Raw genomic sequence first — 26,059 nt, forward strand, 5'->3', positions numbered from 1 at the left:
ATGCTGGGGGATCATTCCCCCAGCAGATCCGTCGCCGGATTGGCGCTGATCTCGACATCGGCGTAGTAGCGCTGCGCCTGGATTGCCGAGCGATGCAGGGACAGCGCCATCGCAGCGGCCAGCGGCGCACCATCCAGAGCAGCCTGCGTCAAGAACCCCGCGCGCAGCCCGTGCGGGGTGGCGAAATCCTCGGGCAGGCCGGCCAGCGCCAGCCGGTGCCGGAGGATCACCCGCAGCGCGTCAGGGGCGAGGCGGCGGTTCAACACCCGGTCGCTGCGTGACACCGGCCGGAACAAGGGGCCGCCGCTCAGCTCCGCCGTCTCGATCCAATGCACCAGCGCGCGGGCGGCGGGCCCCTTGAGCGGCAGGCGCGGGGCGTCGCCCTTGCCGGTGGTCTTGGTCTCCAGCAGCCGCAGCCAGATCAGCCCCCGGGTCTTGAACGGCCTGAGGTCCACATCCGCCAGATCCAGCCCGGTAACTTCGGACCGCCGTCGCCCGCCCGAAGCGAAGGCCAGCGTCAGCATCGCCCGGTCCCGGATCCCCCGCCGGCTGTCGTCGCAACTGGCGAGGAGCGCGGTCAGCACCTCACGGGTGACCGGACGGGGCGACTTGGGCGTGCGGGGACGGGCCAGCGCCTTGCGGGCTTTCTGGCGGGCCTGTTGCACCAAGGGCGCCGCGAAGGGCGAGGGCAGGTTCCGCATCCGGTGGAAGGCCCGCCAACTGGCGATCCGGCGGTCCAGCGTCGACGGGGCAGGGGGTGTCAAGGCCCGGCGCAGCCCCTGGGCAATCAGCGCCTCGGCCGCGTCCCGCGCGGGACCCGTAGCCTCGGTCAGATCCTCGGCATGGTGCAGGATGAAACGCAGGGCGACGGTCTCATCCTCGGGCCAGGCGAGGGGGCGGCCGAAGACCGCTTGCTTCCAGGCGGCGATATAGGCGAGGTCGCTTTCCCAAGCGCGCAGCGTATTGGCGGGCGTACCGCGGCGGTAAAGATCGGCCAGGGCCGCTTCGTCGTCCGCGGAAAGCGCAGAGCCGGGGATGAGGGGTAGGGGCATCGGGGACCCGTGGGCAAGAGTGCGCGGAGGCTGAGGGCGGCGTTTCTGGCCGATTTCCGTGCCCAGCGTTGCGCATTTTGGAGGTCAGATCAAGAGTCACGATAATCGGTACTTATCGTGAATGATGGGCTTGATTGGTATTCGTTCATGTAGCGCGCAAAATCGGTTGATTATGACCATTGAATTTCGTAGCTCCTGATGCAATTTCAGGATTGGAATCCGCCCGAACCAGCGCCGAGGTCCCGTGCAAGCCCTCGCGGCTGGACAAGCCCGAGGCAGGGCGGGTAGCGTTCGGCCCTCAGGCGGGGGAGGGAATGACGTCATGGGCGCGGGCGGAACACCGGGGCAGGACCCCTTGGCCAGCGCCAGCGTTCTGGTCGTCGACGACGAGCCGGGGATGCGCCACTTTCTGGTCAAGACGCTGGAGCCGCTCTGCCGCCGGGTGGACGAGGCGGCGACGGCCGAAGAGGCCTCGGTCCTGCTGCGCCAACGGCAATACGACGTCATGGTGCTGGACAACATGATGCCCGGCCAACGCGGCCTCGACTGGCTGGCCGAACAGCGGTTCCGGGGCGGGTTCGGCGATACGATCATGATCACCGCCTATGCCGATCTGGAAACCGCGATCGAGGCAGTCCGGGCGGGCGTATCGGATTTCGTGCTGAAGCCCTTCCGCTCGAATCAGATCCTGACCGCGCTCAGGCGCTGCCTGGAGATTGCCCGTCTCCGGCGCGAAAACCGGCTTCTGCTGCGCGAGCTGGAGACGGTCGGTCTGGGCAAGCGGCGACGCACCGAGCTGGTCGGCGCCTCGGCCGCGGTTACCGAGGTGCGCACGCTGCTGGAACGGGTGGCGAATGTGCCGACGCCGGTGCTGCTGACCGGCCCCTGCGGGTCAGGCAAGGAAGTCGCGGCACGGCATCTTCACGCGCGCTCGGCCCGGGCCTCGGGGCCGTTCGTCGCGATCCAATGCGGCTCCATCCCGAATGAGATGATCGAGGTGGAGCTTTTCGGCCATTCGGCGGGCGCCTTCCCGGGGGCCAAGGATGCGCGTGAGGGGCTGCTGGCCTCGGCCGCAGGGGGGACGGTGTTCCTGGATGAGGTGGCAGAACTCAGCCCCGGGGCGCAGAACGCGCTCTTGCGGGTGCTGGAGGACGGCGTGATCCGCCCCGTGGGGACAGAGCGCGACCAGCAGCTGGACCTGCGCTTCGTGCTGTCGTCGAGCCGCCCGCTGTTGCCCGCGGTCGAAAGCGGGGCCTTCCGCGAGGACCTCTATTTCCGCGCCACGGTGGTCGAGATCGCCATGCCCGCGCTGCGCGAACGGGGTACCGACATCCTGGAATTGGCCGAACTGTTCCTGAGTGAAATCTCGGCCGCGCATTCGCTGCCGAAACTCGACCTGACGCCCGCCTTGCGCTCGGCGCTCCTCAGGCACGACTGGCCCGGCAATATCCGCGAGCTGCGCAATTTCATCGAACGCTCGCTGATCTTCGGCCATTTCCCCATCGAGACCCTGAGCGTGCCCGCCAGCGATGCGCCGGTCACGCCCTTGGAAGATCTGGAGCGGCGCGAGATCCTGCGGGCGCTGGACCTGACCGGCGGCAACCGGAGCGAGGCGGCGCGGCTTTTGGGCGTGTCGCGCAAGACCATCGACCGGAAATGCGCGGCCTGGGGGTTCTGAATGGAGCGGCTCGGGCGGTGGATCACCTCGGTGCGCGTGCGGCTGCTGGTCATTGCGCTGCTGCCGATGGTGGTGCTGCTGCCCCTGATGCTGGGCGGGACGATGTGGCGCTGGTCGGGCAAGATCGACGACATCCTGATCAACAAGGTGACGGGCGATCTGACGATTGCCGATCAGTACTTGCGCCGGTTGGTCGAATTCTCGGGCGAGCGGGTCGATGCCGTGGCGCGCTCGACCGATCTGCGGGACGCGATCACGGCCGAAGGGCTGTCGGCGTTTCTGGAAGGAGAGCGGCAGCGGCTGGGCCTCGATTTCCTCTATCTGGCCGAGGCTGACGCTGCCGGGCGCTGGCCGGTGGTCACCGCCGCGCTGAACGGTCGCTGGCACAGCGCCGTCGACATCTTCACGGCCGAGGATCTGTCCGCGCTGGACCCGGCGCTGGCGATCCGCGCCGCGCTGCCGCTGGTGCCGACCCGCGGCGCCGTGCCGACCGACCGCAGCGTCGAGAACCGCGGCATCGTCATCCATTCCGCGGCGCCCGTACGGCTGCCCGGGGGCGGGGTGGCGGCGCTGGTCGGAGGGACGCTCCTGAACCAGAACCTCGGCTTCATCGACACGATCAACGACCTTGTCTACCGCGAGCAGAGCCTGCCCGAGGGCAGCCAGGGTACCGCGACGCTGTTCCTGGAGGATGTGCGCGTCTCGACCAATGTGCGGCTGTTCGAGAATGTGCGCGCGCTCGGCACCCGCGTCTCGGCCGAGGTTCGGGCGCAGGTGCTGGATCAGGGGCGGATCTGGCTGGACCGGGCGTTCGTGGTGAACGACTGGTATATCTCGGCCTATGAACCCATTGTCGACAGCTTCGGCCAGCGGGTCGGCATGCTCTATGTGGGTTTTCTGGAAACCCCGTTCCGCGAGGCCAAGCGCAATTCGGCGCTGGCGCTGACCGGGGCCTTCCTGCTGATCGCGCTGATGTCGATCCCGATCTTCCTGCGGTGGGCGGGGCGCATCTTCCTGCCGCTCGAGGGGATGAACCGCACGATGGCCCAGGTCGAGGCCGGGGACCTTCAGGCGCGCAACAACGTGGGCGGCCATCCCGACGAGATCACGCAGGTGGCCGCGCATCTCGACAAGCTGCTCGACCAGGTGCAGGCGCGCGACCGCGAGTTGCGCGACTGGGCAGAGAGCCTGGAAGCCAAAGTCGAGGAACGCACCGCCGACCTTCGCGAGGCGAACCGGCAGATCGAGCGCACCACCGAGCGGCTGATCATGTCCGAAAAGCTGGCGACGGTGGGCGAGATCACCGCCTCGGTCGCGCATGAGATCAACAATCCGGTGGCGGTGATCCAGGGCAATCTGGACCTCGCGCGGAGCATCCTGGGCGAGGGCGCCGCCCCGGTGCGCGAGGAATTCCGCCTGATCGACGATCAGGTCTACCGCATCAGCGTCATCGTCTCGAAACTGCTGCAATTCGCCCGGCCCGAGGATTATTCCGGCGCCCGCACCCTGATCGCCCCCGCCGATGTGGCCCGTGATTGTCTGGTCCTGACGCGGCGCCAGCTGGAGGCCGCCGGGATCCGGGTCGAGACGCGCTTCGACAGCGCCGGGCAGGTCAGCATGTCGCGCACCGAGCTGCAGCAGGTGATCGTCAATCTGGTGCTGAACGCGGTCCATGCCATGCCCGAGGGCGGGGTGCTGAGCGTCGGCACCGAGGCGCGGGACGGGCATCTGGTCATCACGCTGTCCGATACCGGCACCGGCATGCCGCCCGAGGTTCTGTCGCGGATCTTCGACCCCTTCTTCACCACCAAGCAGGCGCAGGGCACCGGGCTGGGCCTGTCGATCAGCCAGCAGTTGGTGGGGCAGGTCGGCGGGCAGATCTCGGCCCGGTCGGAGCCCGGCAAAGGTACGCGGTTCGAAATTTCTTTGCCCCTGGCCCCGGGCGCGTGATCCGGTCACTTTGACGCAAATCGGCGCAGTCGGTGCGGCGCCCGCGGGACAGAATGTCCCAATCGGGGTGACTTAGGGCGGGCACAGGCGGACAGAATGTCCGATGCAATCAATCTAAGTTATTGTTATTTATGCAGAAAATCCTTGACAGGAAAGGCTCGGGCGGTGCCATTCGTCTGTGGCATGCCGTCGCATGCTGCCACGGGACCCGCGGTAGGAGGCCGCGACCCCGGGGAACCGACAGGGAGGATCGAGAATGAGCAAAGCGTCAGGGGGCGCGCTGGGGTTCTTGCACAAGAGCCACATCGTCGCCGAACCGGGATACAACCGCTGGCGGGTTCCGCCCGCCTCCATCGCCATCCATCTTTGCATCGGCTCGGTCTATGCCTGGTCGGTGTTCAACCCGCCGCTGACCCGGGAGCTGGGCGTCGTCGCCTCCTCGGCCGAGGACTGGAGCCTCAGCTCGGTCGTCTGGATTTTCTCGGTCGCCATCGTCTTCCTGGGCCTCGCGGCCGCCTTCGCCGGCAAATGGCTGGAAGAGGTCGGCCCCCGCATGGTCGGCGTCGTCGCTGCCATCCTCTGGGGCGGCGGGTTCATCATCGGCTCGTTCGGGATCTCGACCCACCAGCTGTGGCTGCTCTATCTGGGCTACGGGGTGCTGGGCGGGTGCGGGCTGGGGCTGGGCTATGTCTCGCCGGTCTCGACGCTGATCCGCTGGTTCCCCGACCGCCGCGGCATGGCCACCGGCATGGCCATCATGGGCTTCGGCGGCGGGGCGATGATCGCGACGCCCGTCAAGGGCTGGCTGCTGGAGATGTTCCAGAAGGCGCCCGACTTCCTGGGCGCGCAAGATGCCGTCGCGACGATCGTGGAAAACGGCCGGGTCTTCGCCGAAACCGCCGCCGGCCGGGTCGAGGTGGTGATCGCCACCGCCGCGCAGGCTGCGCCCTTCGGCGGCGAGGCGGGTGTCTATGTCATCGGCACCGGCAACACCGGCGCTGCGGGCACCTTCATGACGCTGGGCGTGGTCTATTTCATCGTCATGATCCTGGCCGCCTTCCAGTACCGCGTGCCCGCGCCCAACTGGAAACCGGCGGGATGGGAGCCCAAGCCCGTCGCCTCGGGCATGGTCTCGCAGAACCACGTCCATATCGACCAGGCGCTGAAGACACCGCAATTCTGGCAGCTCTGGATCATGCTGTGCTTCAACGTGACCGCCGGGATCGGTGTGATCGGCGTGGCCAAGACCATGATGAGCGAGATCTTCGGCTCGGTCATGCCGCTGATCGTGACCGCGGCTTTCGCCTCGACCTATGTGTTCATGATCTCGGTCTTCAACATGGTGGGGCGGTTCTTCTGGGCCTCGACCTCGGATTACATCGGGCGCAAGGCCACCTATACCTGCTTCTTCGCGCTGGGGACGCTGCTCTATCTCTCGATCCCCTATTTCGCGAGCGCGGTCGCGACCAATCCGGCAATCATCTACCTGATCGGCTTCTACATCGCGACGATGATCATCTTCTCGATGTATGGTGGCGGGTTCGCCACGATCCCGGCCTATCTGGCCGACATGTTCGGCACGATGCATGTGGGTGGCATCCACGGGCGCCTGCTGACCGCCTGGTCGCTGGCGGGGGTGCTGGGGCCGCTGGCCATCACCTCACTGCGCGAGATGTCGGTCAACAGCGCCATCCGCGACCTGGCTTCGCGCGTCGATGCGGCGGCTTTCGCGGAACGGTTCGGCGCGCCGTTGGCGCAGCTCGACCAGCTGGTCGCGGCCCGCACGGTGACCATCGCCCGGCTGATGGAGATCGCGCCCGCGGGCACCATCGACCCGACACCGTCGCTCTATAACACGACGATGTACTGCATGGCGGCGCTGCTGGTCGTTGGCTTCATCGCCAACATGATGATGCGCCCGGTGAAGGAGCACCATCACCACGACGCGCCTGCGGCCGCCCGAGTTCCGGGCGAATAACCCGGGCGGACAGTCCCAACCGCTGTCCGGCGAACGGCCCCCTCACGGGGGCCGTTTCTGCTTTCAGCTAGCCCGGGCGAGGGGGCCGGGAGCCAGGAACCGCGCCGGGTCCCGGGCGATCTGCGCGATGGCGTCGAGGATCAGATTGGCCTTCTCCTCCGTCATCAGCGCGCTGAGGTTGAAGCGGGTGAAGCCGGGCCGGGCGGTGTCGTCGCCGGCTTGAATGCGGCGCCGGATCTGGTCGCTTTCCTCGTGGCCGATGGCGAAGAGCCGGTGCCCATAGGGTCCGGCGCAGGCGCAGCCGCTGCGGGTCTGGATGCCGAAATGATCCGACAGCGCCCGGGTGATCTGCGCATGCCGGTCGCGGCCCTCCAGCCAGAACGAGAAGAAGGGCAGGGCGGGCGCCGGGGTGCCCTTGCCCGCGTACTGGAAGCCGGGCAGCGCGTCGAAGGCGGTCACCGCCCGGGTCCGCAGCGCGGCGTGGCGGGCGTCCAGCCAGTCCTGACCCATCGCCTCCTTCACCACGACGGCCAGCGCCGCGCGAATGTCGCCCAGAACGTTGGGCGTGCCCGCTTCCTCGCGCGTTTCCAGCGAGGCACTGTAGTCGTGTCCCCATTCCGATACATAGGTGACCGTCCCGCCGCCCGGCCAGACCGGTGTGTCGCGCCGCGCGGCGTCTTTCCTGAGGATCAGCACGCCCGATGCCCCCGGCCCGCCGATGAACTTGTGGGGCGAAAAGACGATGGCGTCCTTTTCATGGTCGGTGCCCGCGTCCATCGACATCGCGATATAGGGCGCACCGCCCGCGTAATCCCAAACCGCCAGCGCGCCATGGCGTTTCAGCAGCCGCGTCACCGCCACCGTGTCGGTCAGGATGCCGCTGACGTTCGACGCGGCCGAGAAGGCGCCGATCACCGGGCGACCCTCGGCCGCCCTGAGTTCCGACTCGAGCGTTGTCAGGCAGGGGCCGCCGGTCGCTGGATCCTCGGGGATTTCGCGCAGCTCGGCGCCGCTTTCGCGCCAGGGCAGGATGTTGGAATGATGCTCGTAGGGCCCGATCAGCACCAGCGGCCGACGCCCCGCCGCCACATCCTGCGGCAGGCCCAGCAGCGCGACCAGCCGGTTCAGCCCCGCCGTGGCGCCCGAGCCTGCGAAGATCGTGGCGAACCGCTGGTCCGCGCCGCAATGCCGGGCGATCACCGCCCGCGCCTCGCGCCTGAGGCGGGTGACGAAGGCGCCGCAATGGGAGCCCTCGGTATGGCTGTTGGCATAGAAGGGCAGCACCTCGTCCATCACCGTCATTTCCACCTGCCGCAGCGCCCGGCCCGAGGCCACGTAATCGGCATAGATCAGCGGGCGCGGCCCGAAAGGCCCGTCGAAGACCTGCCCGTCGCCGATCAGCCCCTGTTGCAGACGCTGGTGGCGGTCGGGGCCGGCGAGCTGGTTGCGGAAACGGTCGAAGAAAGAGGTCTCGGGCATGGGGGCTCCTGTCGCTGGGACGAAGGCTACCCAAGGCGGGGGCAAAAATTTCCATCGAACTTTGCCCAAGATACGGCTACTTTCGATCATATGAACGACGAAGCCCCAAAACTGGACGAAATTGATCGCCGCATCCTGCGCGCGCTGCAGCGGGACGCATCCCAGCCGCAGCGTGCCCTGGCCGAGGCCGTGGGCCTCAGCCAGAACGCCTGTTGGCGACGGCTGAACCGCTTGCAGGCCGACGGCGTGATCAAGGGCCAGACGATCCGGCTGGATGCGGCGGAACTGGGCCTGCCGCTGACCGTCTTCATGATGATCCGCACGCGCAATCACTCGAAGCCCTGGCTGGAGACTTTTCGGCGCGAGGTTCTGGCCATTCCGCAGGTGATCGACATGTACCGGATCGCCGGCGAATACGATTATATCCTGAAGGTGGTGGCGGCTGACATGAACGGCTTCGATCAGGTCTATCAGCGGCTGATCGCCCGGCTGGAGCTGGAGAATGTTACTTCGCTGATCACCATGGAATCGATTGCCGCCGGGCGCGACATTCCGATCTGACGGTTAAAGGCCGAGGTCCCGCGCCATCGCTGCCGAGGCTGCGGCGCGGCCCGGGTCTGACAGATCGACCATCAGCTGCGGCCCATTGCCGCCGGGGGTGTCCGGTTGCGCGATGGCCGTCGCGTCGCGCTCGATACCCTCAAGCATCCGGGTGAAGCCCCAGCCGTGACCGGTGATAGCCAGTCCCGAGCCTTCTTCCCTGCGCACCCCGCCAAAGGCACCGCCGTCCTCCGGTCCCGGGCGTAGTCCGATCCCGCGCAGGAAGGCGGGTTCGGCCAGTCGCGTCTCCGCGCCGAATCCGCGCTCATTCTCGGGCCAGCGCCAGTCGGCGACGCCGCTCAGCCGCAGCCCGTTGCCCTCCAGCACCGCGAGGGCGAGGGACCACCGCAGCAATCCCGCCGTCGCCTGCCGCAGCCGCATCGGCACCGGGCCGGTCCCGTCATCGCCGGGGAAATGCAGGAGCGGTGCATGGGTGATCACCACCAGCGCCGCGCCGAAATCCTGCCGCGCCAGCATCTGCCGCAAGCTCTCGCCCAGCGGAAAATAGCCGTCGATGATATCCTCGAAGAACCGTCCGGCGACGGGAAGATTGGCCATGCGTGCCTCAGAACAGGTTGAAATACTCGGCCTGTTCCCATTCCGAGATGGTCGCCAGATACCGCCCCCATTCCGCGCGTTTCAGATGCGCGAGGTAGCGGACGAAATCCGGTCCCAGCGCCTGCGCATAGAGGGGCGAGGCCTCGAAAGCGGTGATCGCGGCATCGAGCGTGGCGGGCAGGCTGACCTGATCCTCGGCATAGGGCGTCAGCGTCGGCGGCGGGGCCTTGGCGCCGCGGTCCAGCCCGTCCAGCCCGGACAGGATCTGACCGGCCAGCGCGTAATAGGGATTGGCGGCGGTGTCGGCGACGCGGTTCTCGATCCGCGAGGCCGGGTCACCGGCATAGAGCAAGGCCCGCAGCATGGCGCCGCGGTTGTCGGTGCCCCATTGCACCCGGTTCGGGGCCAGCTGGAAGGCGCTGAACCGCTTGTAGCCGTTGACCGTGGGATTGGTCAGCAGGCACGTGGCGGGCGCGTGCGCCAGCAGCCCGGCGATCCAGGCGCTGGCCTCGGCCGTGGGCTCGCCATCGACGGCGGGGGTGAAGACGTTCCGCCCGGTCTGGCGCGAGACCATCGACTGGTGGATGTGCCAGCCATTCGCCACCGCATTGGCGACGCGGGGCTTGGGCATAAAGCTGGCGTGCAGGCCCTGCCGCTGGCAGACATCCTTGACCATCATGCGGAACAGCACGAAACGGTCCGCCTGGGTCAGCGGGTCCGAGGCGTCGAAGGTGAATTCGAACTGCGACGGCCCCATCTCGATCTCCATCGAGCGGGGGGCGAGGCCCATCGCCTCGGCCGCGCGGCGCAACTCGTCCATCAACGGCTCGATGGCGCCATAGCGGCTCTCGGTCAGAAAGGCCCAGCCCTGCGTGGTGTTGCGGGTCGTGAGCGGGGCGGGCGGCATGGTCGCCTGATCATGGGCGAGGCCGTCGTCGCTGATGGCAAAGACCTGAAACTCCACCTCCAGCCCCGTCACCGCGTCATGGCCGGTTCGGGCGAGGGCGGACATTGCCTTGCGCAACACGCCCCGCGACGAGACCGATACCCGTTGCCCCGAGCGATAGGCCAGATCGCAGAGGATCAGCGCCGAATGCGGCGACCAGGGCAGGGGGGTGAAGGTGGCGACATCGGGCACGAGCAACAGGTCCCCGGCACCGGCCAGCGACACGCCGTCCAGCGTCAGCCCGTCCTTCCAGACGTCGAACACCGTGCGATGCGCCGTGTCCTTGAGGATCAGGGTCGAGGGCACCGACAGCCCCGAGGCCAGCGCCGAGCCCAGCGTCCGCGCGGCAATGGCCTTGCCGCGCAGGATGCCGTGCTGGTCTGCGAAAAGCAGACGCACCGTCTCGAACCCCTCGGCCATCACCCGCGCAGCTAGTTCCGCCCCGGCGCGCGCCTGATCCTCGCTCAGCAATCCGCGCTCGAACAGCGCGCCCTTGATCGCCCCGTCCATCGTCACACCGTCGCGTCCCAGGGACAGGACGCCCGCCGCGTCAGATCGGCCGCACGGCTCACCGCCTGCCAGTCGGCGGTCTCGGCAATCGCGTCGTTGGACAAGGGCCCGACGATCGCCGAGGCCCCGGCCCCGTGCATCGGCAGCGCCGAGCGGTCGCCCTGTTCCAGCGCATCCATCATCCGCCGCAGCATCCGCCGGTAGCGGATGATCGCCACGTCCGAACGGCCCAGATGCTCCTGCGTGCGGTCTTGGATCGCGCCCATCCCCTCGACCGCCCATTGGTCGTGGACGTTGATGTCCAGCCCCATGCCGGTATAGGTCAGCGCCGCCTGTTCGGCCGGGTCGTAATGGTAATCGTTGCGGCGGTTCTTCAGCGGTGCGTAATCCGGCAGACGGTGTTCTTTCAGCCGCTGAGCGCGCATCAGTTCCTTGTTCACCGGCTTGTCGAAGCTGGTGAAGACGGTGACCCAATAGCAGGTCTGGTCGTCGACCGGGACATGCCATTGGGTGATGGTCATCTCGCGCGACATCGGGATGCAGATCGCCTCGGGGAAGATCTGGTTGGTGACGCGGACATGGGTATGACCGTTCTCCATGTGGCGGAGCGCGGTGATCTTCAGCCCGTAGTCGGTCTCGTCCACCTTGATTTCCGGGCGCGGATAGTCGCGCAGCAGCTTGGTCATCGGGATCTCGGTCGCGCCCGCCTTGTCGCGGAACTGCTTGCCATAGCTGTCGGCCGGGTCCTCATCCTCAAGAAAGCGGTGCAGGAACGAGGCATGGGCCGGGTCGATGCCGATCTCCAGTGCCTGCAGCCAGTTGCATTCCCACAGGCCCTTGAAGGCGAAGACATGGCTGTCGGGCGCGCGGAAGCAGTCGAAGGCGGGGAAGGGCGGCGGGTCGCCTGCGCCAAGATAGGCGAAGACCAGGCCCGCACGGGTCTCAGTCGGATAGACCGGACCCGCGGTGTCGATCTGAATGTCCTCGGACGCGGGGTAATGCGTCGGCGGCTCATCGGGCGAGGCCACGCGAGTCGCCAGTTCCAGCCCCTGCGTGCCTTGGCGCAGGACCAGCCGTTCGCCCAGCAGGTTCACCGGCACCAGCGGGCCATGCGCCAGCTCATCCACCAGTGCGGCGGGTTGCCAGTATTGCCGCAGCACGGCGCCCGCCGGGGTGCCGGGCGCGATGCGGGTGATGCGGTCGTTGAGGTGCTGGCTGATCATGCTTCTGTCCCCGCTGCGGCTGCCTGTTCCAGTTCGACCCCGACCTGTGCCCAGATCGCGCCATCCACTTCGCGGACCGGCACCATCGGGATGCGGATCTGTTCATGCATCCGCGATCCCTCAGGCTCGGCCGGTTGCTCCACGCATTGCCCGGTGCGGTCGAAATGCCAGCCATGGAACGGGCAGCGCAGGCCGTTGTCCTCCAACCGACCGTAGCACAGATCGGCGCCGCGATGCGGGCAATGACGGCCGATCAAGCCCAGTTGCCCCTCGTCGTCGCGGAACAAAACCAGACGCCGGCCGGCCAGCGTCACCGGGATCAGCGGACGGGGGCGATCCAGATCGGTCGAGGTGGCGATCTGGACCCAGCCCTCGGTGGGTGGCGTTTCGGCGGTCATCGGCAGAGGCTCCCCTTGCAAATGGTGCGATTATCGCACACAATGGGCGATATACGAACTTTGCCAGAGCGCGGGAGACCTGTCAAATGAGCGATCGCGATTTCGCCCAGACCCTGGCCAAGGGGCTGGAGGTTCTGGCCTGTTTCGAGGGCGGCATGCCCCAGCTGACCCTGCCCGAAATCACCCGCCGGTCGGGTCTGGACCGGGCGGTGGTGCGGCGGCTTTGCCTGACGCTGGTGCGCTGCGGCTATCTGGAGGAGGGCGAGGGAGGTCTGCGCCTTGCGCCCCGGGTGCTGACGCTGGCGGGTGGCTTTCTGGGTGGCTTGCAGGTCGGCCGGGTGGTGCAGCCGGTCCTGCGCCACGCGGCCGAGGAGCTGGACATGGAGGTGGCGCTCGCCACCCGTGACCGGCTGCACGCGGTCTATGTGGATCGTGCGGCCCCGGCCTCGGCCCGGGTGACGCTGGGCTTTGGCATCGGCAGCGCGCTGCCCCTGCTGCACACGGCGGTCGGGCGGATGCTGCTGGCGCGCTCAGGACCCGAGGTGCTGGATCAGGCCCTCGCCGCCCGATCCCCGAGCCCCTATACCGAGGCGACGGAGCTGGACGCCGACCGCCTGCGCACCGCGGTCGAGACCGCCCGCGAACAGGGCTATGCCTTTGCCCGCGACGAGTTCGAACTGGGCGCGGCCGGAGTGGCGGTGCCCTTGGGCGCCCTGGGGCAGGTGCCCTTCGTGCTGGCGACCACCGCCTCGGTCAACGCCTTCGACGAGCCGGGGCGGCTGGAGCGGGTACTGGATGTGTTGCGGCGGAGCGCCCTGGCCATCGGCCGCCTCGGCGCCCCACGCTGAGCCGGGTCAGTCGAGGAAGCTGCGGATCGTTTGCAGAGTGCCGTCCAACGCCACGCCCTCTTCGTCCTGCAGTGCCGCGGTGGTCAGGCGGCGCGCCCAATCGGCGGCATCGTCCCGCCCCTCGACCAGGGCAATGCCCTCCATCACCCGGTCGAACTTGCCCAGCCCCCGCGCATGGGTGTCGGAATAGCCCTTCACCAGCCGCCGGGCCTGCAGCGTCGCCGTGGCGAGGGCCAGATCGCGCGGCGCGCGGTCCAGCGCTTTGGTGAACCAGCGCTCCAGATGCGCCATTTCCTCGGCATGGCGCAGGCTGCGCGGGCGCCAGCTGCGCATCGAGGCGAGCATGTGCAATTGCAGGAAGGGCAGCAGCCGGTCGGTCCGAAGGCGCCGCCCCTTGTTCACCCGCCGGTCGATGAAGCCCAGCAGCCGGGGCCGGTCCATGATCGTCTGACCCAAAGCGCGCGGCAGCAGCGAGACCACTTCCTCGGCCCGGGGATGGGTGAACTCGGTCAGCTGCATCACCTCGGCCCCGCCCATCTCGGCGCGGATGCGGTCCAGACGCTCGGGCCGGGTCTTGGCGTCGGCGACGCGGATCACGTCATCGTAGGCCATGGCATTGGCGAGGTATTTCGCGGCGGCAATGGCGAAGGCGTGGTCCGTCCCGTGATCGGCGCGGGCGGCGGTTTCCAGACGGTCCAGATAGGCCCCGCCATAGGCAAGATCCTGGAAATCCACGACCTTGCGAAGACCGGCCAGCGCCATCGGCCGGACGGCGCCGGGCAGGGTGGCAACGCGGTCGGCCAGCGCCTGCCAGCCCCGGGTCAGCTTCTCCGGCCCGCGCGCGGCGCCCGGAGTCTTCGGCAGGCCCTTAACCGGAGCGGGGACATTGCCCGCCAGCGCCGCCTCGCGCCCGGCGGAAAAGGCGCGGAGCGAGGCCTCGACGCCCTTGCCGCCCGAACGGATTGCCGCCTCGAAGGCCTCGACCGGGAAGGGCAGGGCGCCCGAGCCCGCCAGCGCGCCGAACAGGCTGGCCGAGATCACCGATCCCGCTTTCAGCGCCGCCGCCTCGAAATCCGCCAGCACCAGCCCACGGGCGGCGACCTCGGCCGCGGCCCGAACCTCGTCGGCATCGGCGATGCCGTCGCCCGGCACCATCTTTTCGCTCACCGCCAGCGCCCGATGGGTCGAGGCGATCAGCACGGTGCGGTCCGGTGTCACGAAGCCGCGCAGGATCGCCCGCCCGGCTTCCATCATCTCGGCCGCGATCATCACATCGACATCGCCTGCGGCGGGAGCGAGCGAGAAGACCGGCGCGACCGGCCCCTGCGGCGCCATCTCCAGATAATAGATCGTCGCGCCAGTGCGCTGCGCCACGCCCGCGACCGAGGTCGCCTGCACCGCATAGCCCTGCGAACGCGCCAGGCTTTCGATCCAGCCGCCCAGCACGCCGCCGCCCTGACCGCCGACCGCCAGGATCGCCAGCTTGATCACATTGCCCGCGTCGGCGGGCGGGGGGAAAGTGACGCTCATGCCGCGCTCTCCTCAAAGCTCAGGCGGCGGGACTGGCGCCGCTTCGCCAGCCAGCCGATCACCCCCTGCCGCCAGCCGTTCAGGCGGCGTTCGAAGGGCGAGGGGTTATGGATCACCCGCGCCTCGTAGAAGGACGGGCAGAGGACCGCGGCCTCGGCCACCTCGCCGCAATTGCCGCAGCCGACGCAGGAGGTGTCGATGGAGGCGACCGGATCGTCGCGCAAGGGATCGTCCAGTTTCTTCAGAGACAGCGACGGGCAGCCCGACAGCCGGATGCAGGCATGGTCGCCCGTACACACGGCCTCGTCCACGCCGAAGCGCGGCGCCTCGACCCGGCGGCCTTCGCGGATCGCGGCGCTGCGAAGGGGCTTCTCACGCCGCTGCTTGTTCAGCATGCATTCGGACGAGGCGACGATGACCTTTGGGCCGGGCGTGTCGGTGGTGAGCGCCTCGCGCAGGATGTCGCGCATGCCCGCCACGTCATAGGTCCGGTCCACCTGTTTCACCCAGTCGATGCCGATGCCGCGCAGCGCCTTCGAGATCGGGTTGTTGGTGGCCTTGGTCGGGTTCTTGGCGCGGGACGACATCACGTCCTGCCCGCCGGTCGCCGCGGAATAGTAGTTGTCGACGATGACCGCCACGCCGTCCGACTTGTTGAACGCCATGTTGCCGAAGGACGAGGACAACCCGTTGTGCCAGAAGCCGCCGTCGCCGATCACGGCAATGGACCGTTTCTCCGCCCCGCCCGCCTTGCCGCCGTCAAAGGCGGCGTTCGACGCAGGCCCGAGGCCGTAGCCCATCGTCGCGCCACCGATGTTGAAAGGCGGCAGCGAGGCGAAGAGGTGACAGCCGATATCGGCGCTGATCTGATGCTCGCCCAGTTCCTTCTGCACGAGTTTCATCGCGGCGAAGATCGGGCGCTCCGGGCAGCCGGTGCAGAACCCCGGCGGGCGGATCGGGACGGTCTTGGACAGGTCGGGGATCGCCGGCGCTTCGGTATTCGGCGCCAGAACCTGCGCGGGCAGCAGGGTCGGGGCGTGCTGGCGCAGGAAGGCTTCCAGCGAATCCTTCATCACCTGACCGGTGTATTCCCCGGCCATCGGGAAAATGTCCTTGCCGTGCAGCCGGGTCGTGGAGCCCGAGCGCAGCATCATCGTGGCAAAGGCCTGTTCCAAGAATTCGGGCTGGCCTTCCTCGACCACCAGAACGGCCTCCTTGCCCGCGCAGAAGCTGGCGAATTCGTCGGGCAGCAGCGGGTAGGTCACGTTCAGGCAATAGATCGGCACCTGCGTGTTGCCATAGAGGTCGGCCAGACCCAGCCGTTGCAGCGCGCGGATCACGCCGTTGTACATGCCGCCCTGGCAGACGATGCCGACCGGTGCCGTTTCCGGCCCGAAGTGTTCGTTGAGCTGGTGCTCGCGGATGTAGCGCTCGGCGGCGGGCCAGCGGTTGTTGATCTTGTCGTGCTCCTGCGCGTAGCTCATCGGCGGCAGCACGATGCGCGAGACATTGCGCTGGGGCTTGGCCAAGGCTTCGCGCACGCTGAGCGGCGGGCGTTTGTTGTCGCGCGTTTCGAACTGGCCGGTGACGTGACAGGCCCGGATGCGGACCATCAGCATGACGGGCGTGTTCGAGACTTCGGACAGCGCGAACCCGTCGCCGACCGCCTTGACGATCGAGGGCAGGTTCGGTCGCGGGTCCAGCAGCCAGAATTGCGATTTCATCGCGAAGGCGTGGCTGCGCTCCTGCATGATGCTGGAGCCTTCGCCGTAATCCTCGCCGACGATGATCAGCGCGCCGCCCGTCACGCCCGAGGAGGCGAGGTTGGCCAGCGCGTCCGAGGCCACGTTGACGCCCACCGGCCCCTTGAAGGTCACGGCGCCGCGGATCGGATAATGCACCGACGCCGCCAGCATCGCCGCCGCGGCCGCTTCCGAGGCGTTGGCTTCGAACCGGACATCGAGTTCCTTCAGCAGGTCCTCGGCATCGGCCAGTACGTCCATCAGATGGCTGATCGGCGCACCCTGATAGCCGCCGACATAGCCCACGCCATTTTCCAGAAGCGCCTTGGTGATCGCCAGGATCCCCTCGCCGGTGAAGGTCTCGCCCGCGCCCTTGCGCAGGTCCGCGACCTCGGCCTTGAATGACCGTTCCGCCATGCTGTCCTACCCGTTCCGTCTTATTCGGAAGGCGCGGTGTTCGACCACAGGATCGGCCCGCCCTCGCGTTCGTATGCCATGCCCTGGGGGAACGAGATCGCCTCGAACTGCAGGCCCCAGGGCGCCGAGAAATAGAGGATGCTCTGCCCCGCCGCCGGGCCGTCGCTGACCGGCAGGGGGCCCATGTTGGTCTGGATCCCCGCCTCGCGCAGAGAGGCCGCAGCCGCGTCGATGTCATCGACATAGAAGGCGATGTGATAGGCGCCGATGTCGCTGTTGCGCTGCCGGATCGTCGCCTGATCGGGCGCGTCATAGCTGAACAGCTCGATATTGCTGCCGAAGCCGCAGCGCAGCATGCGGATCTGGTTGACCACCGCGCGCGGATCGACGCCCAGCAGATCCTGCATGAAGGTCCCTTCGTCGTCGCGGAAAGGACCAAAAGCCATCGCCCGCTCGCAGCCCAGAACCTCGGTGAAGAAGGTCTCAGCCTGATCGAGGTCCGGCACCGTCAGCCCGATATGGTTGACGCCGCGGATCCCCGGCAGCGGATCGGCAAGGGCGGGCAGCGACAAGGAGGCAAGGAGGGCGGCGGCTGCGAGGGTCTTCATGGCGGGATCCCTTCGGGGCTGAGTGTCAGAACTCGTGTTTGCGGATGTTGCGCAGCATCTTCTGCAGGGTGAGCAGGAAGGCCTGCCGCTCGTCGTCGGAAATGCCGCGGAACATGACTTCCTGGGCGTCGGTCATATGCGGCCAGAGGCCCTCGAAGACCTCGCGCCCGGCGGCGGTGATGAAGATCCGCGTCGCCCGGCTGTCGTTGGGGTCGGTTTCCCGCCGCACGAGGCCATCGGCCTCCAGCTGGTCGAGCGCCCGGCTGAGCGTCGATTGTTCGGTCACGGCATAGACGGCAAGTTCCCGGATCAGCGGCGCCTGCACCACCGACAGCACGGCAAGCGCCCGCATCTTCGGCGTGGACAGGCCGTTCTTGCCCAGTGCCGAGCGGATCTCGGCGTTGTAGCGCCCCATGATCCGGTTCATCAGGTAGGGCGCGAAACCCTCCAGCCCGGTCTCGCCCAGTCTTGTCCGTCTCTTGCCCTGATCACTCATGCACCCAGCCTCTTCGCCGCGTTGAACCCCGATCCGCCGCCGAGGCCGGGCCCCGGATGCGTCGAGGCCCCGATATGGATCAGGCCGCGCACGGGTCCAACCCCGTTGGTGGAATGGGAGAAGGGCCGCCAGATGAAGAACTGGTCGATGCCGCAATGCCCGCCATAGGGATCGCCGCCCACCAGGTTGATGTTGAGTGCCTGCAGATCGGCCGGGGAATAGGCCCGGCGCGCCAGCTTGATCTGGTCGAAATCCCTGATGTGGCGGGCGAGGATGGCTTCGATCCGGTCGGCAAAGGCCTCGCGCGTCGCCTCGTCCCAGTTACGGCCCGGGATCTGGCCGGCGGCGTCGCCTTTGATCGAGCGCGGCGCGTCGGGGATCTGCAGCCAGAGGATCGCCTTGCCTTCGGGGCAGCGGCTCGGGTCCAGTTTCGACGGCTGGCCGACGCAAATGGTCGGGGTCTCGGGGAAGAGCCCGCGCTCGGCCTCGTTGGCGGATTTCGAGACGGCGTCGATCCCGTCGGAAAGGTGGATCAGCGCCACTTCCTCCAGCCCCGGGGTCAGCCATTCCGGCGCCCGGTCCAGCGCGAAATGCAGCTGGAAATTGCCGCGCCCGTGCCGGAAATCGGGCAGCGCCGCCCGATCCTGGGCCAGCTGCGCATCGGGCAGAAGCCGGTCGTAAAGCTGTCCCGGCGCGACCGAGGCCAGCACGGACCGCGTGGCGATCGTCTCACCCGAGGTCAGGGTCACGCCGGTGACCCGGCCGTCCGAGACCTCGATCTTTGCGACATCGGCGCCGGTACGGAAGCTGCCGCCATGGGCCTTGATGAGAGACTCGAACGCGGCAACCGCCGCGCCCGAGCCGCCCTTGACCACCGGCGCCCCGGCGGCCTCCAGCGCAAAGGCAATCACCTTGCCCATCTGCGCCGAATAGGTGGATTCGGGGGTCAGGCCGCAATGCAGCACCCAAGGCGCCCAGAGCGCCTGAACCAGCGGGCTGCGATAGCGCGCCTCCAGCCAGCCGCGGGCCGGAGCCAGCGCCTGACCCATCCAGCCGGCAAGGCCGCGCAGCCCGCGCTGGCGGACCTGCCCGAACAGCAGTTTCGCCGTGCCCCAGGACCAGAGCGGCCCGCCCAGAAGCCCGAACAGGAAGGGCGCATCGGCGCCAATCTGGCCGGTATCGGCGGCATGCTGGTCGCCGTCGCCCGCGGCCAGCGCATTGAAGGTCTCGCGGTTCTTGGCCGGGTCCATGGTCAGCACCAGCGCGCTGCCATCGGGCCGCAGCACCGCCGTGGGGTGCGGGCTGTGGCAATACTCGAACCCGTGCTTGGCCAGATGCGGACCCAGCGCCGCCCCGGCGGGCGAGGTCATGAACAACACCCAGGTCGCGGCCATCACGTCATGCCGGAAGCCGGGCAGGGTCACGGTGTCGGTCAGCAGGCAGCCGCCCAGTCGGTCCTCGCGTTCCAGCACCGTGACCTTGTGGCCCTTGAGCGCCAGCATGGCCGCGGCCACGAGCCCGTTGATGCCGGACCCGATGATGACGTGATTGGCCGCCATGGGATCAGTCCCGCGCGACCAGCGCCAGCGCCCGGATCGGCGAGCCGGTGCCCTGGGCGATCTTCAGCGGCGCGGCGATCAGGATCGCGCCCTTGGGCGGCAGCTTGTCGAGATTGGCGAGCGAGGCCAGGCCGAAGCGGTTGTTGGCATGCAACAGGTTATGCGCCGGGAAGGGCGGGTTCATGCCGCCCGCGAGCCCCGCATCGGTGCCGATGCACTGGCTGCCCCAGCCGACGATCCCCTTGGCGATCAGGTGCTGGATCGCCTCGGCGGTCGGCCCTGGGGTGTGCGGCCCGGTCTCGTTAGCGTTGAGGAAGAGCGCCTCGTCATGCGCGCGCTTGTCCCAGTCCGAACGCAGCACGACCCATTCACCGGCGTTGATCGCGCCATGCTTGGCTTCCCAGGCGTCGATATGCTCGACCGTCAGCAGGAAATCGGGGTCGGCGGCGCATTCGGCGCTGAAATCCAGCACATTGACCGGGGCCACGACGCGCTTGATGTCCAGCGTGTCGGTATAGCCGTCCGAGTAATCCTTGCCGGTGATCCAATGGTGCGGCGCGTCGAAATGCGTGCCCGAGTGTTCGCCCAGCTCCAGCCAGTTCCAGGCCCAGAACGGCCCGTCCTGATCGTATTCGCTGATGCGGTGGATCTTGATGGGGGGCGTGTCCTTGGCCAGTTCCGGCGGCAGCTTCAGCAGCGGCGTGTCGGGGCCCAGCGTCCCCGTGCAATCCACCACTTCGATACCGCCGCTGGCCAGGAGGCCGGCAAGCTGCGTCAGAACATTGGATGCATTCATGGCGATTCTCCCTGTCACGGGGCCTGTGTCGGCCCTTCATAAAAACAGACTAGACAGATTTATATGCATTTGCAAATATCATTTCGACTCGTGGGGGCTTGGTCGTGGATGATCTCGATGCGGTGCTGATCGGCGCCGGACATAATTCTCTGGCCTGTGCTTTGACCCTTGCCGCAAAGGGTTGGCGGGTGGGTGTCTACGAGCGCGCGCCTGTGCCCGGCGGGGCAGTGAAAAGCGGCGCGTATACCCTGCCGGGCTTTCGTCACGACTGGGCGGCGATGAACCTCTCGCTCTTCGCGGGAAGCCAGTTTCATAAGCAATTCGCTCAAGAACTAGCCGGGCACGGTCTCAGCTTCGTGCCGGTCAAACGGCCCTTTGCCTCGGCTTTCCCGGATGCGACCTGGCTGGGGATCGAGATGGATCAGGCCGCCAACCGTAGCCGCATCGCAGCATTGTCCGAGGCGGATGCGAAGGTCTGGGATTCGCTCAGCGAAACCTTCCCGACCCGGGCTGAAGACGTCTTCGCCCTGCTCGGTGCCAAGATGAAGATGCATGCATTAGCATCTTTCCTCTGGGGGCTATGGCGGCGCCGCGGCATGAACGGCGCGCTGGAGCTGGCGCGCTTCCTGCTGGCCTCGCCCCGCGCCTGGCTGACCGAGACTTTCGCGTCCGAAAAGCTGCGGGCGATGCTGGGCGCCTGGGGCATGCATCTGGATTATGCGCCCGACAGCGCGGGCGGCGCGCTCTTTCCCTATCTGGAGGGGATGGCCGGGCAGGCCTTCGGCATGGCGCTGGGGCAGGGCGGGGCCGATACCGTCACCCGGGCGCTGGTCAAGGCCATCGAGGCGCGCGGCGGCCACGTCGAATGCGGGGTGGAGGTCACCGGGATCGAGCATCAGGGCGGCGTGGCCCGGGCGATCACGCTGGCTGACGGTCGCCGGATCGCCGCGAAGAAGGCGGTGATCGCCAATCTGGCACCCAGGGCGCTGGTCCGGTTGACCGGCGGCACCGGCAACGCGGGCTTCGACCAGCGGATGACCGATTACGCGCATGCGCCCGGCACGATGATGATTCATCTTGCGATGGACTCCCTGCCCGACTGGGCGGCGGGTGAGGCGCTGAAGGGCTTCGCCTATGTCCATCTGGCGCCCTCGCTCGATCAGATGGCGCGGACTTATCAGCAGGCCAAGGCCGGGCTGCTGCCGGACGAGCCGGTGATCGTCGTCGGCCAGCCCACCGTATTCGATCCCTCCCGCGCGCCGGAGGGCAAGCATGTCCTCTGGATGCAGGTCCGCATGGTGCCGGGCACGATTGAGGGCGATGCGGCGGGGCAGATCACCGCCCGAGACTGGGCCGAGGCCGCGGAGCTGATGGCCGAGCGCGCGCTCGATATCCTAGAGCGCTACGCCCCCGGCGCACGGGCCAAGATCCTCGGCCGCCGCATCGTCACGCCCGCCGAACTGGAGGCCGACAACCCCAATCTGGTGGGCGGCGATCAGGTCTGCGGCAGCCATCATCTGGCGCAGCATTTCCTTTTCCGTCCTGCCCCCGGCCATGCCGATGGCAGCACGCCGATCCGCAACCTGCATCTGACCGGGGCCGCTGTCTGGCCCGGGGCAGGAACCGGCGCCGGACCCGGCTATCAGCTGGCGCAACGCCTGACATGAACCAGACCCCGAGCAACGGGGCGTGCAATGAACCACAGACCAACAGGGATATGAACCATGAAACTCTCACGCCGCAGTCTTCTGCAGATGACAGCCGCCTCGGTGACGCTGTCCGTCGCTCTGCCATCCTTCGCGCAGGCCATCGACGAGCTGGTCATCGCCTATAACGTCAACCTGCCCAGCTGGGACCCGACGGTCGGCCCCTCGGCGGTGAACCCGACGATTCAGGGCCTCTATCAATCGGTCTTCGACCAGTTCATCCTGCAACAGCCGGACCTGACCCCGGCGCCGGGTCTGCTGACCGACTGGGGATGGAACGAGGACCGCACGCAGGTCTGGATGGATGTCCGCGAGGGCGTCAAATGGCATGACGGCTCGGATTTCACCGCCGAGGATGTCGCCTGGTCGCTGGCCCGTGCCGCCGATCCCGCCACCGGCAACCCGATCCAGTTCGTCTGGGGCACGCTCGCCAACCACCGGGTGGAAGGGAACCGAGTCATCGCCGATGTCGCCCAGTTCGACCCGACGATCTTCAAGTGGATGTACTTCCTCACCGGCTACGTCCTGCCGAAAGCCTATTACGAGCGCGTCGGCGCCGAGGGCTTCGAGGCCGCGCCGATCGGCACCGGCCCCTATAAGGTCGAGCAATACGAGCGCAACGCCTTCGTGCGGCTGCGGGCGAACGCGGATTATTGGAACGGCGTGCCGGAATTCGAGACCGTCACCATCCGCTTTGTCACCGATGCCGCCAGCCGCGTGGCCGAGGTGGAATCGGGCCGCAGCCATGTGACGCTGGAAATCCCCTACGAGGAATACGACCGCCTGCGCGAACGCTCGGGCCTTGGCGGGGTTGCCGCGCCGGTCTCCGACATCGCGATGATCTTCTTCAACGACATCGACGTGATGCTGGATGAAAACGTCCGCCGCGCCGCCGTGCATGCCGTGGACAAGCAGCTGATCATCGACCGCCTGCTCTCGGGCTATGGCGTGGCGATCAGCACGCTGGAGACGCCGGAATACGCGGCCTTCGATCCGACCATCGAAGTGCCCTATGACCCCGATCTGGCCCGCGAATTGCTGGCGGCCTCGGGCTATTCCACCGACAACCCGGTGCGCTTCACCATCCAGACCACGCGCGGCTTCAAGCCCAAGGATTACGAGATGATCCAGGCCATCGTCGGCATGTGGCGCCGGGTCGGCATCGAGGCCGAGATCGAGGTCTACGAAGTCGCCCGCCATTACGAGCTGCGCGCGGCCGACCAGCTGGCGCCGGCGGCCTTCTACAACTGGGGCAATTCGGTCGGCGATCCGACGACCTCGACCGGCTTTGCCATGTTCGGCCCTTCGCCGCATTCGGTCTGGGACAGCCCCGACCTGATCGAGAAGATCGCGCCGCTCTGGGCCGAACCGGACGAAGACACGCGGATTCAGGGGTGGAAGGACGTCTCGCGCTATATCGCCGAGCACGCCTATGTCCTGCCGCTGCTGCAATATGTGCAGCCGATCCTGCATGCCTCGGGGGTCACCGTGGTGCCCCATGCCTCGGGTGCGCTGCTGCCGCATCTGATGACGCGCGCGTAACACACCCCGGGGGGCGGCACGACCCGCCCCCCGGCTGCCCGAGGTTCCCATGATCCTGCGCCGTCTTCTGACACGGGTCGCGACCACGCTCGTCACGCTTCTGGGCGTGGCGGTGATCGTCTTTGCCGTGATCCGTATCGTCCCCGGCGATCCCGTCGCCATGATGCTGCCCCCCGGCGCGACCGAGGCCGACATCGCCCGTTTGCAAGCCTTCTACGGGCTCGACAAATCCATTCCCGAGCAATTCTTCATCTGGCTGGGGGGCGTGGTGCAGGGTGATTTCGGCACCTCGATCACCACCCGCCAGCCGGTGCTCGGCCTGGTGCTGTCGCGCCTGCCGGCCACGCTGGAACTGTCGGTCATGGCGCTGGTCATTGCGGTCGCTCTGGGCGGGCTGGTCGCGCTGACCGGCACGCGGCTGCGCTACACAAGGACCGAGGGCGCGCTCGATGTGGCCAATGGCATGGCGCTGAGCGTGCCGGATTTCCTCTGGGGGCTGGTGCTGATCCTGCTCTTCGGGGTGCTCTGGCCGGTCTTCACCATTTCGGGCCGGGTCTCGCCGCAACTGGTGCCGGAATTCGCCACCTCGTTCTTCCTGTTCGAAAGTGTGCTGCGCCTCAGGTTCGACCTCTGGCTCGACCTCGTGCAGCACATGCTGATGCCCGCGCTGGCGCTGGCGATCCCGCTGGCGGCGATCATCGGCCAGCTTCTGAAGCAGAGCCTCAAGGAAACCATGCACCTTGATTATGTCACGCTGGCCCGGACCAAGGGCTACAGCGAGAACCATGTCATCCTGCGCGAGGCCCTGCGCAACGCGGTCCTGCCGACGCTGACGCTGATTGGCGTGCAGTTCACCTTCCTGATCGGCGGCACGGTGATCATCGAGCGGCTCTTTTCTTACGAGGGGCTGGGCAACATGGCGATTGATGCGGTGATCAACCGCGACCTGCCGCTCATTCAGGGGATCGTGCTGCTGTTCGCGCTGCTGTTCACCTTGGTGAATCTGGTCGTCGACCTGCTCTATGCCGTCCTGAACCCGAGGCTGCGCCATGCTTGACGGCCGCTCGCTCGTAAAACGCACCGCCGGGCTCAGGCTCTGGCTTTCGGCCGGGTGGCTGCTGTTGCTGGTCATCGGGGCGGTCGGAGCGCCCTGGATCGCGCCGCAGGATCCCTTGATGCAGGATCTGTTCACCAGCCGCCTGCCGCCCTTCTGGATGGACGGGGCCGAGCCGGGGTATTTGCTGGGCACCGACAGCCTGGGCCGCGATGTGCTCAGCCGCATCCTCTACGGTGGTCGGGTGGCGCTGGTCGTGGCGCTGATCGCCGGGACCGCAACCGCGCTGATCGGCGCGACGCTGGGCCTGATCGCGGGCTATTACCGGGGCTGGGTGGATATGGTCATCTCGCGTCTGGTCGACATCTGGATGGCCTTCCCTCCGGTCCTGTTCGCCATCCTGCTGATCGCGGTGATGGGGACGGGGCTGACCTCGGTCGTCGTGGCGATCATCGTCATCGACTGGACCCGCTTTGCCCGCGTCGTCCGGGCCGAGGCGATGGCGCAGGGGGCGATGGACTATGTCGCCTCGGCGCAGATCGCCGGGCGGGGCCGCATGTCGACGCTGATGACCGAGATCCTGCCCAATGTCCTGTCCACCATCACCGTGCTGCTGACGCTGGAGATGGGCATCGCCGTGATCGTCGAGGCGATCCTGTCCTTCGTCAACCTGTCGGTCTCGACCGACGACCCGACCTGGGGCGGCATGATCGCCGAGGGGCGGCTGTCCATCCATCAGGCGTGGTGGGTGCTGGTCTTCCCGCTGATCGCGCTGTTCCTCACGGTCCTGTCCTTCTCGCAACTGGGCGAGGGGTTGAAGGACCGTTTCGACCCGGTGCTGAATTGAAGGGGCGGGCATGAGTTTCCTGAAAATCCGCGACCTCTCGGTCATCCTGCGCGGCACCAACCACCGGCTGCTCAGGGGCGTGTCGCTGGACGTCGGCGCGACCGAGGTGATGGGGCTGGTGGGCGAATCCGGCGCCGGCAAGTCGATGATCGGCAAGGCGGTTCTGGGCATCCTGCCGCGCTCGGCCCGGATCGTCGGAGGCTCCATCGAGCTGGACGGGGTGGATCTGCTGAAACTGCCACCGCGGCAGCGGCGGCATCTGATCGGCCAGAAGGCCGCGTTGATCCCGCAGGACCCGCTGACCGCGCTGAACCCGGCGCGGCGGATCGGACCGCAGATCAGCGACCGGCTGGTCGATATCCTCGGCTGGGACAAGGCCCGCGCCCGGGCCCGGGCCGAGGAGATCCTGCACGATGTGCATATCCCGCAGCCAGACCGTGTTTTGCGCGCCTATCCGCATGAGCTGTCGGGCGGGATGCGGCAACGGGTGCTGATCGCCTCGGCCTTCGCGGCGGAACCCCGGCTGATCGTCGCGGACGAGC

The 26,059-nt window shown here is 67.6% G+C and carries 22 protein-coding genes; 10 read left to right on the plus strand and 12 right to left on the minus strand.

The features are described 5' to 3' along the window. Positions 1-11 precede the first annotated feature (11 nt). Positions 12-1,052, minus strand: a complete 1,041-nt coding sequence (locus VDQ18_RS01255) for a tyrosine-type recombinase/integrase (protein ID WP_323019222.1) — start codon at positions 1,050-1,052, stop codon at positions 12-14. 322 nt (positions 1,053-1,374) lie between these two features. Here VDQ18_RS01255 and VDQ18_RS01260 point away from each other — a divergent pair, with 322 nt between their 5' ends. The 3 genes from VDQ18_RS01260 to VDQ18_RS01270 all read left to right on the plus strand — a co-directional run bounded on the left by VDQ18_RS01260 (position 1,375) and on the right by VDQ18_RS01270 (position 6,658). Next, positions 1,375-2,730, plus strand: a complete 1,356-nt coding sequence (locus VDQ18_RS01260) for a sigma-54 dependent transcriptional regulator (RefSeq protein WP_323019223.1) — start codon at positions 1,375-1,377, stop codon at positions 2,728-2,730. Further along, complete coding sequence (locus tag VDQ18_RS01265; protein WP_323019224.1) at positions 2,731-4,680, plus strand: ATP-binding protein; 1,950 nt, start codon at positions 2,731-2,733, stop codon at positions 4,678-4,680. A 256-nt stretch (positions 4,681-4,936) separates the two neighbouring features. Further along, positions 4,937-6,658 (plus strand): OFA family MFS transporter, encoded by a 1,722-nt coding sequence (locus tag VDQ18_RS01270; RefSeq protein ID WP_323019225.1) that lies wholly within the window; start codon positions 4,937-4,939, stop codon positions 6,656-6,658. 63 nt (positions 6,659-6,721) lie between these two features. Here VDQ18_RS01270 and VDQ18_RS01275 read toward each other — a convergent pair whose 3' ends face one another. Next, positions 6,722-8,137: an aminotransferase class V-fold PLP-dependent enzyme gene (locus VDQ18_RS01275; RefSeq protein WP_323019226.1), complete on the minus strand. Its 1,416-nt coding sequence runs from the start codon at positions 8,135-8,137 to the stop codon at positions 6,722-6,724. A gap of 90 nt (positions 8,138-8,227) precedes the next feature. On the opposite strand from VDQ18_RS01275, the gene VDQ18_RS01280 reads away from it, so the two are divergent. Then, positions 8,228-8,698, plus strand: coding sequence for an Lrp/AsnC family transcriptional regulator (locus VDQ18_RS01280; RefSeq protein ID WP_323019227.1), 471 nt, complete (start codon positions 8,228-8,230; stop codon positions 8,696-8,698). 3 nt (positions 8,699-8,701) lie between these two features. Here the strand turns inward: VDQ18_RS01280 and VDQ18_RS01285 are convergent, their stop codons facing one another. Genes VDQ18_RS01285 through VDQ18_RS01300 form a run of 4 tightly spaced genes read right to left on the minus strand, consistent with a single transcriptional unit; the run spans position 8,702 to position 12,372 of the window. Further along, complete coding sequence (locus tag VDQ18_RS01285) at positions 8,702-9,295, minus strand: hypothetical protein (protein WP_323019228.1); 594 nt, start codon at positions 9,293-9,295, stop codon at positions 8,702-8,704. Between the two features lie 7 nt (positions 9,296-9,302). Continuing rightward, positions 9,303-10,751 (minus strand): glutamine synthetase family protein, encoded by a 1,449-nt coding sequence (locus tag VDQ18_RS01290; RefSeq protein ID WP_323019246.1) that lies wholly within the window; start codon positions 10,749-10,751, stop codon positions 9,303-9,305. Between the two features lie 2 nt (positions 10,752-10,753). Continuing rightward, entirely contained in the window at positions 10,754-11,974 is a 1,221-nt protein-coding gene (locus VDQ18_RS01295; RefSeq protein WP_323019229.1) for an aromatic ring-hydroxylating dioxygenase subunit alpha, read from the minus strand. After that, positions 11,971-12,372 carry a Rieske 2Fe-2S domain-containing protein gene (locus VDQ18_RS01300; RefSeq protein ID WP_323019230.1) on the minus strand — a complete coding sequence of 134 codons (402 nt, stop codon included), beginning with the start codon at positions 12,370-12,372 and terminating at the stop codon, positions 11,971-11,973. The genes VDQ18_RS01295 and VDQ18_RS01300 overlap by 4 nt, the downstream gene beginning before the upstream one ends. Before the next feature lie 86 nt (positions 12,373-12,458). Between VDQ18_RS01300 and VDQ18_RS01305 the strand changes: the two genes are divergently transcribed. After that, entirely contained in the window at positions 12,459-13,220 is a 762-nt protein-coding gene (locus tag VDQ18_RS01305) for an IclR family transcriptional regulator (RefSeq protein ID WP_323019231.1), read from the plus strand. Positions 13,221-13,226: 6 nt separating this feature from the next. Here the strand turns inward: VDQ18_RS01305 and VDQ18_RS01310 are convergent, their stop codons facing one another. The 6 genes from VDQ18_RS01310 to VDQ18_RS01335 are packed head-to-tail and all read right to left on the minus strand — an operon-like array spanning position 13,227 to position 20,368. After that, the gene (locus tag VDQ18_RS01310) at positions 13,227-14,750 is read right to left on the minus strand and encodes an indolepyruvate oxidoreductase subunit beta family protein (RefSeq protein WP_323019232.1); all 1,524 of its coding nucleotides are present in this window, start codon (positions 14,748-14,750) and stop codon (positions 13,227-13,229) included. Next, positions 14,747-16,909, minus strand: coding sequence for an indolepyruvate ferredoxin oxidoreductase subunit alpha (locus VDQ18_RS01315; protein WP_323019233.1), 2,163 nt, complete (start codon positions 16,907-16,909; stop codon positions 14,747-14,749). Before VDQ18_RS01315 ends, VDQ18_RS01310 begins: the two co-directional genes overlap by 4 nt. Positions 16,910-16,929: 20 nt before the next feature. Further along, a complete protein-coding gene (locus VDQ18_RS01320; RefSeq protein WP_323019234.1) occupies positions 16,930-17,517 on the minus strand; it encodes a VOC family protein in 588 nt (195 codons plus the stop codon). Positions 17,518-17,542: 25 nt separating this feature from the next. Continuing rightward, a complete protein-coding gene (locus VDQ18_RS01325) occupies positions 17,543-18,013 on the minus strand; it encodes a MarR family winged helix-turn-helix transcriptional regulator (protein ID WP_323019235.1) in 471 nt (156 codons plus the stop codon). After that, positions 18,010-19,572 (minus strand): NAD(P)/FAD-dependent oxidoreductase, encoded by a 1,563-nt coding sequence (locus VDQ18_RS01330; RefSeq protein ID WP_323019236.1) that lies wholly within the window; start codon positions 19,570-19,572, stop codon positions 18,010-18,012. Before VDQ18_RS01330 ends, VDQ18_RS01325 begins: the two co-directional genes overlap by 4 nt. Before the next feature lie 4 nt (positions 19,573-19,576). Further along, positions 19,577-20,368: a cyclase family protein gene (locus tag VDQ18_RS01335; protein ID WP_323019237.1), complete on the minus strand. Its 792-nt coding sequence runs from the start codon at positions 20,366-20,368 to the stop codon at positions 19,577-19,579. Between the two features lie 104 nt (positions 20,369-20,472). Between VDQ18_RS01335 and VDQ18_RS01340 the strand changes: the two genes are divergently transcribed. From VDQ18_RS01340 to VDQ18_RS01360, 5 genes are all read left to right on the plus strand, one after another. After that, entirely contained in the window at positions 20,473-22,035 is a 1,563-nt protein-coding gene (locus VDQ18_RS01340; protein WP_323019238.1) for an NAD(P)/FAD-dependent oxidoreductase, read from the plus strand. 57 nt (positions 22,036-22,092) lie between these two features. Then, positions 22,093-23,616, plus strand: a complete 1,524-nt coding sequence (locus tag VDQ18_RS01345; protein ID WP_323019239.1) for an ABC transporter substrate-binding protein — start codon at positions 22,093-22,095, stop codon at positions 23,614-23,616. A gap of 49 nt (positions 23,617-23,665) precedes the next feature. Continuing rightward, a complete protein-coding gene (locus VDQ18_RS01350) occupies positions 23,666-24,673 on the plus strand; it encodes an ABC transporter permease (RefSeq protein WP_323019240.1) in 1,008 nt (335 codons plus the stop codon). Beyond that, a complete protein-coding gene (locus tag VDQ18_RS01355; RefSeq protein WP_323019241.1) occupies positions 24,666-25,517 on the plus strand; it encodes an ABC transporter permease in 852 nt (283 codons plus the stop codon). Before VDQ18_RS01350 ends, VDQ18_RS01355 begins: the two co-directional genes overlap by 8 nt. Before the next feature lie 10 nt (positions 25,518-25,527). Further along, positions 25,528-26,059, plus strand: a 532-nt coding sequence (locus VDQ18_RS01360; RefSeq protein ID WP_323019242.1) for an ATP-binding cassette domain-containing protein, incomplete at its 3' end; no start/stop codon positions are given.

Source organism: Pararhodobacter sp. (assembly GCF_034676075.1).
Taxonomy (GTDB): Bacteria; Pseudomonadota; Alphaproteobacteria; order Rhodobacterales; family Rhodobacteraceae; genus Pararhodobacter.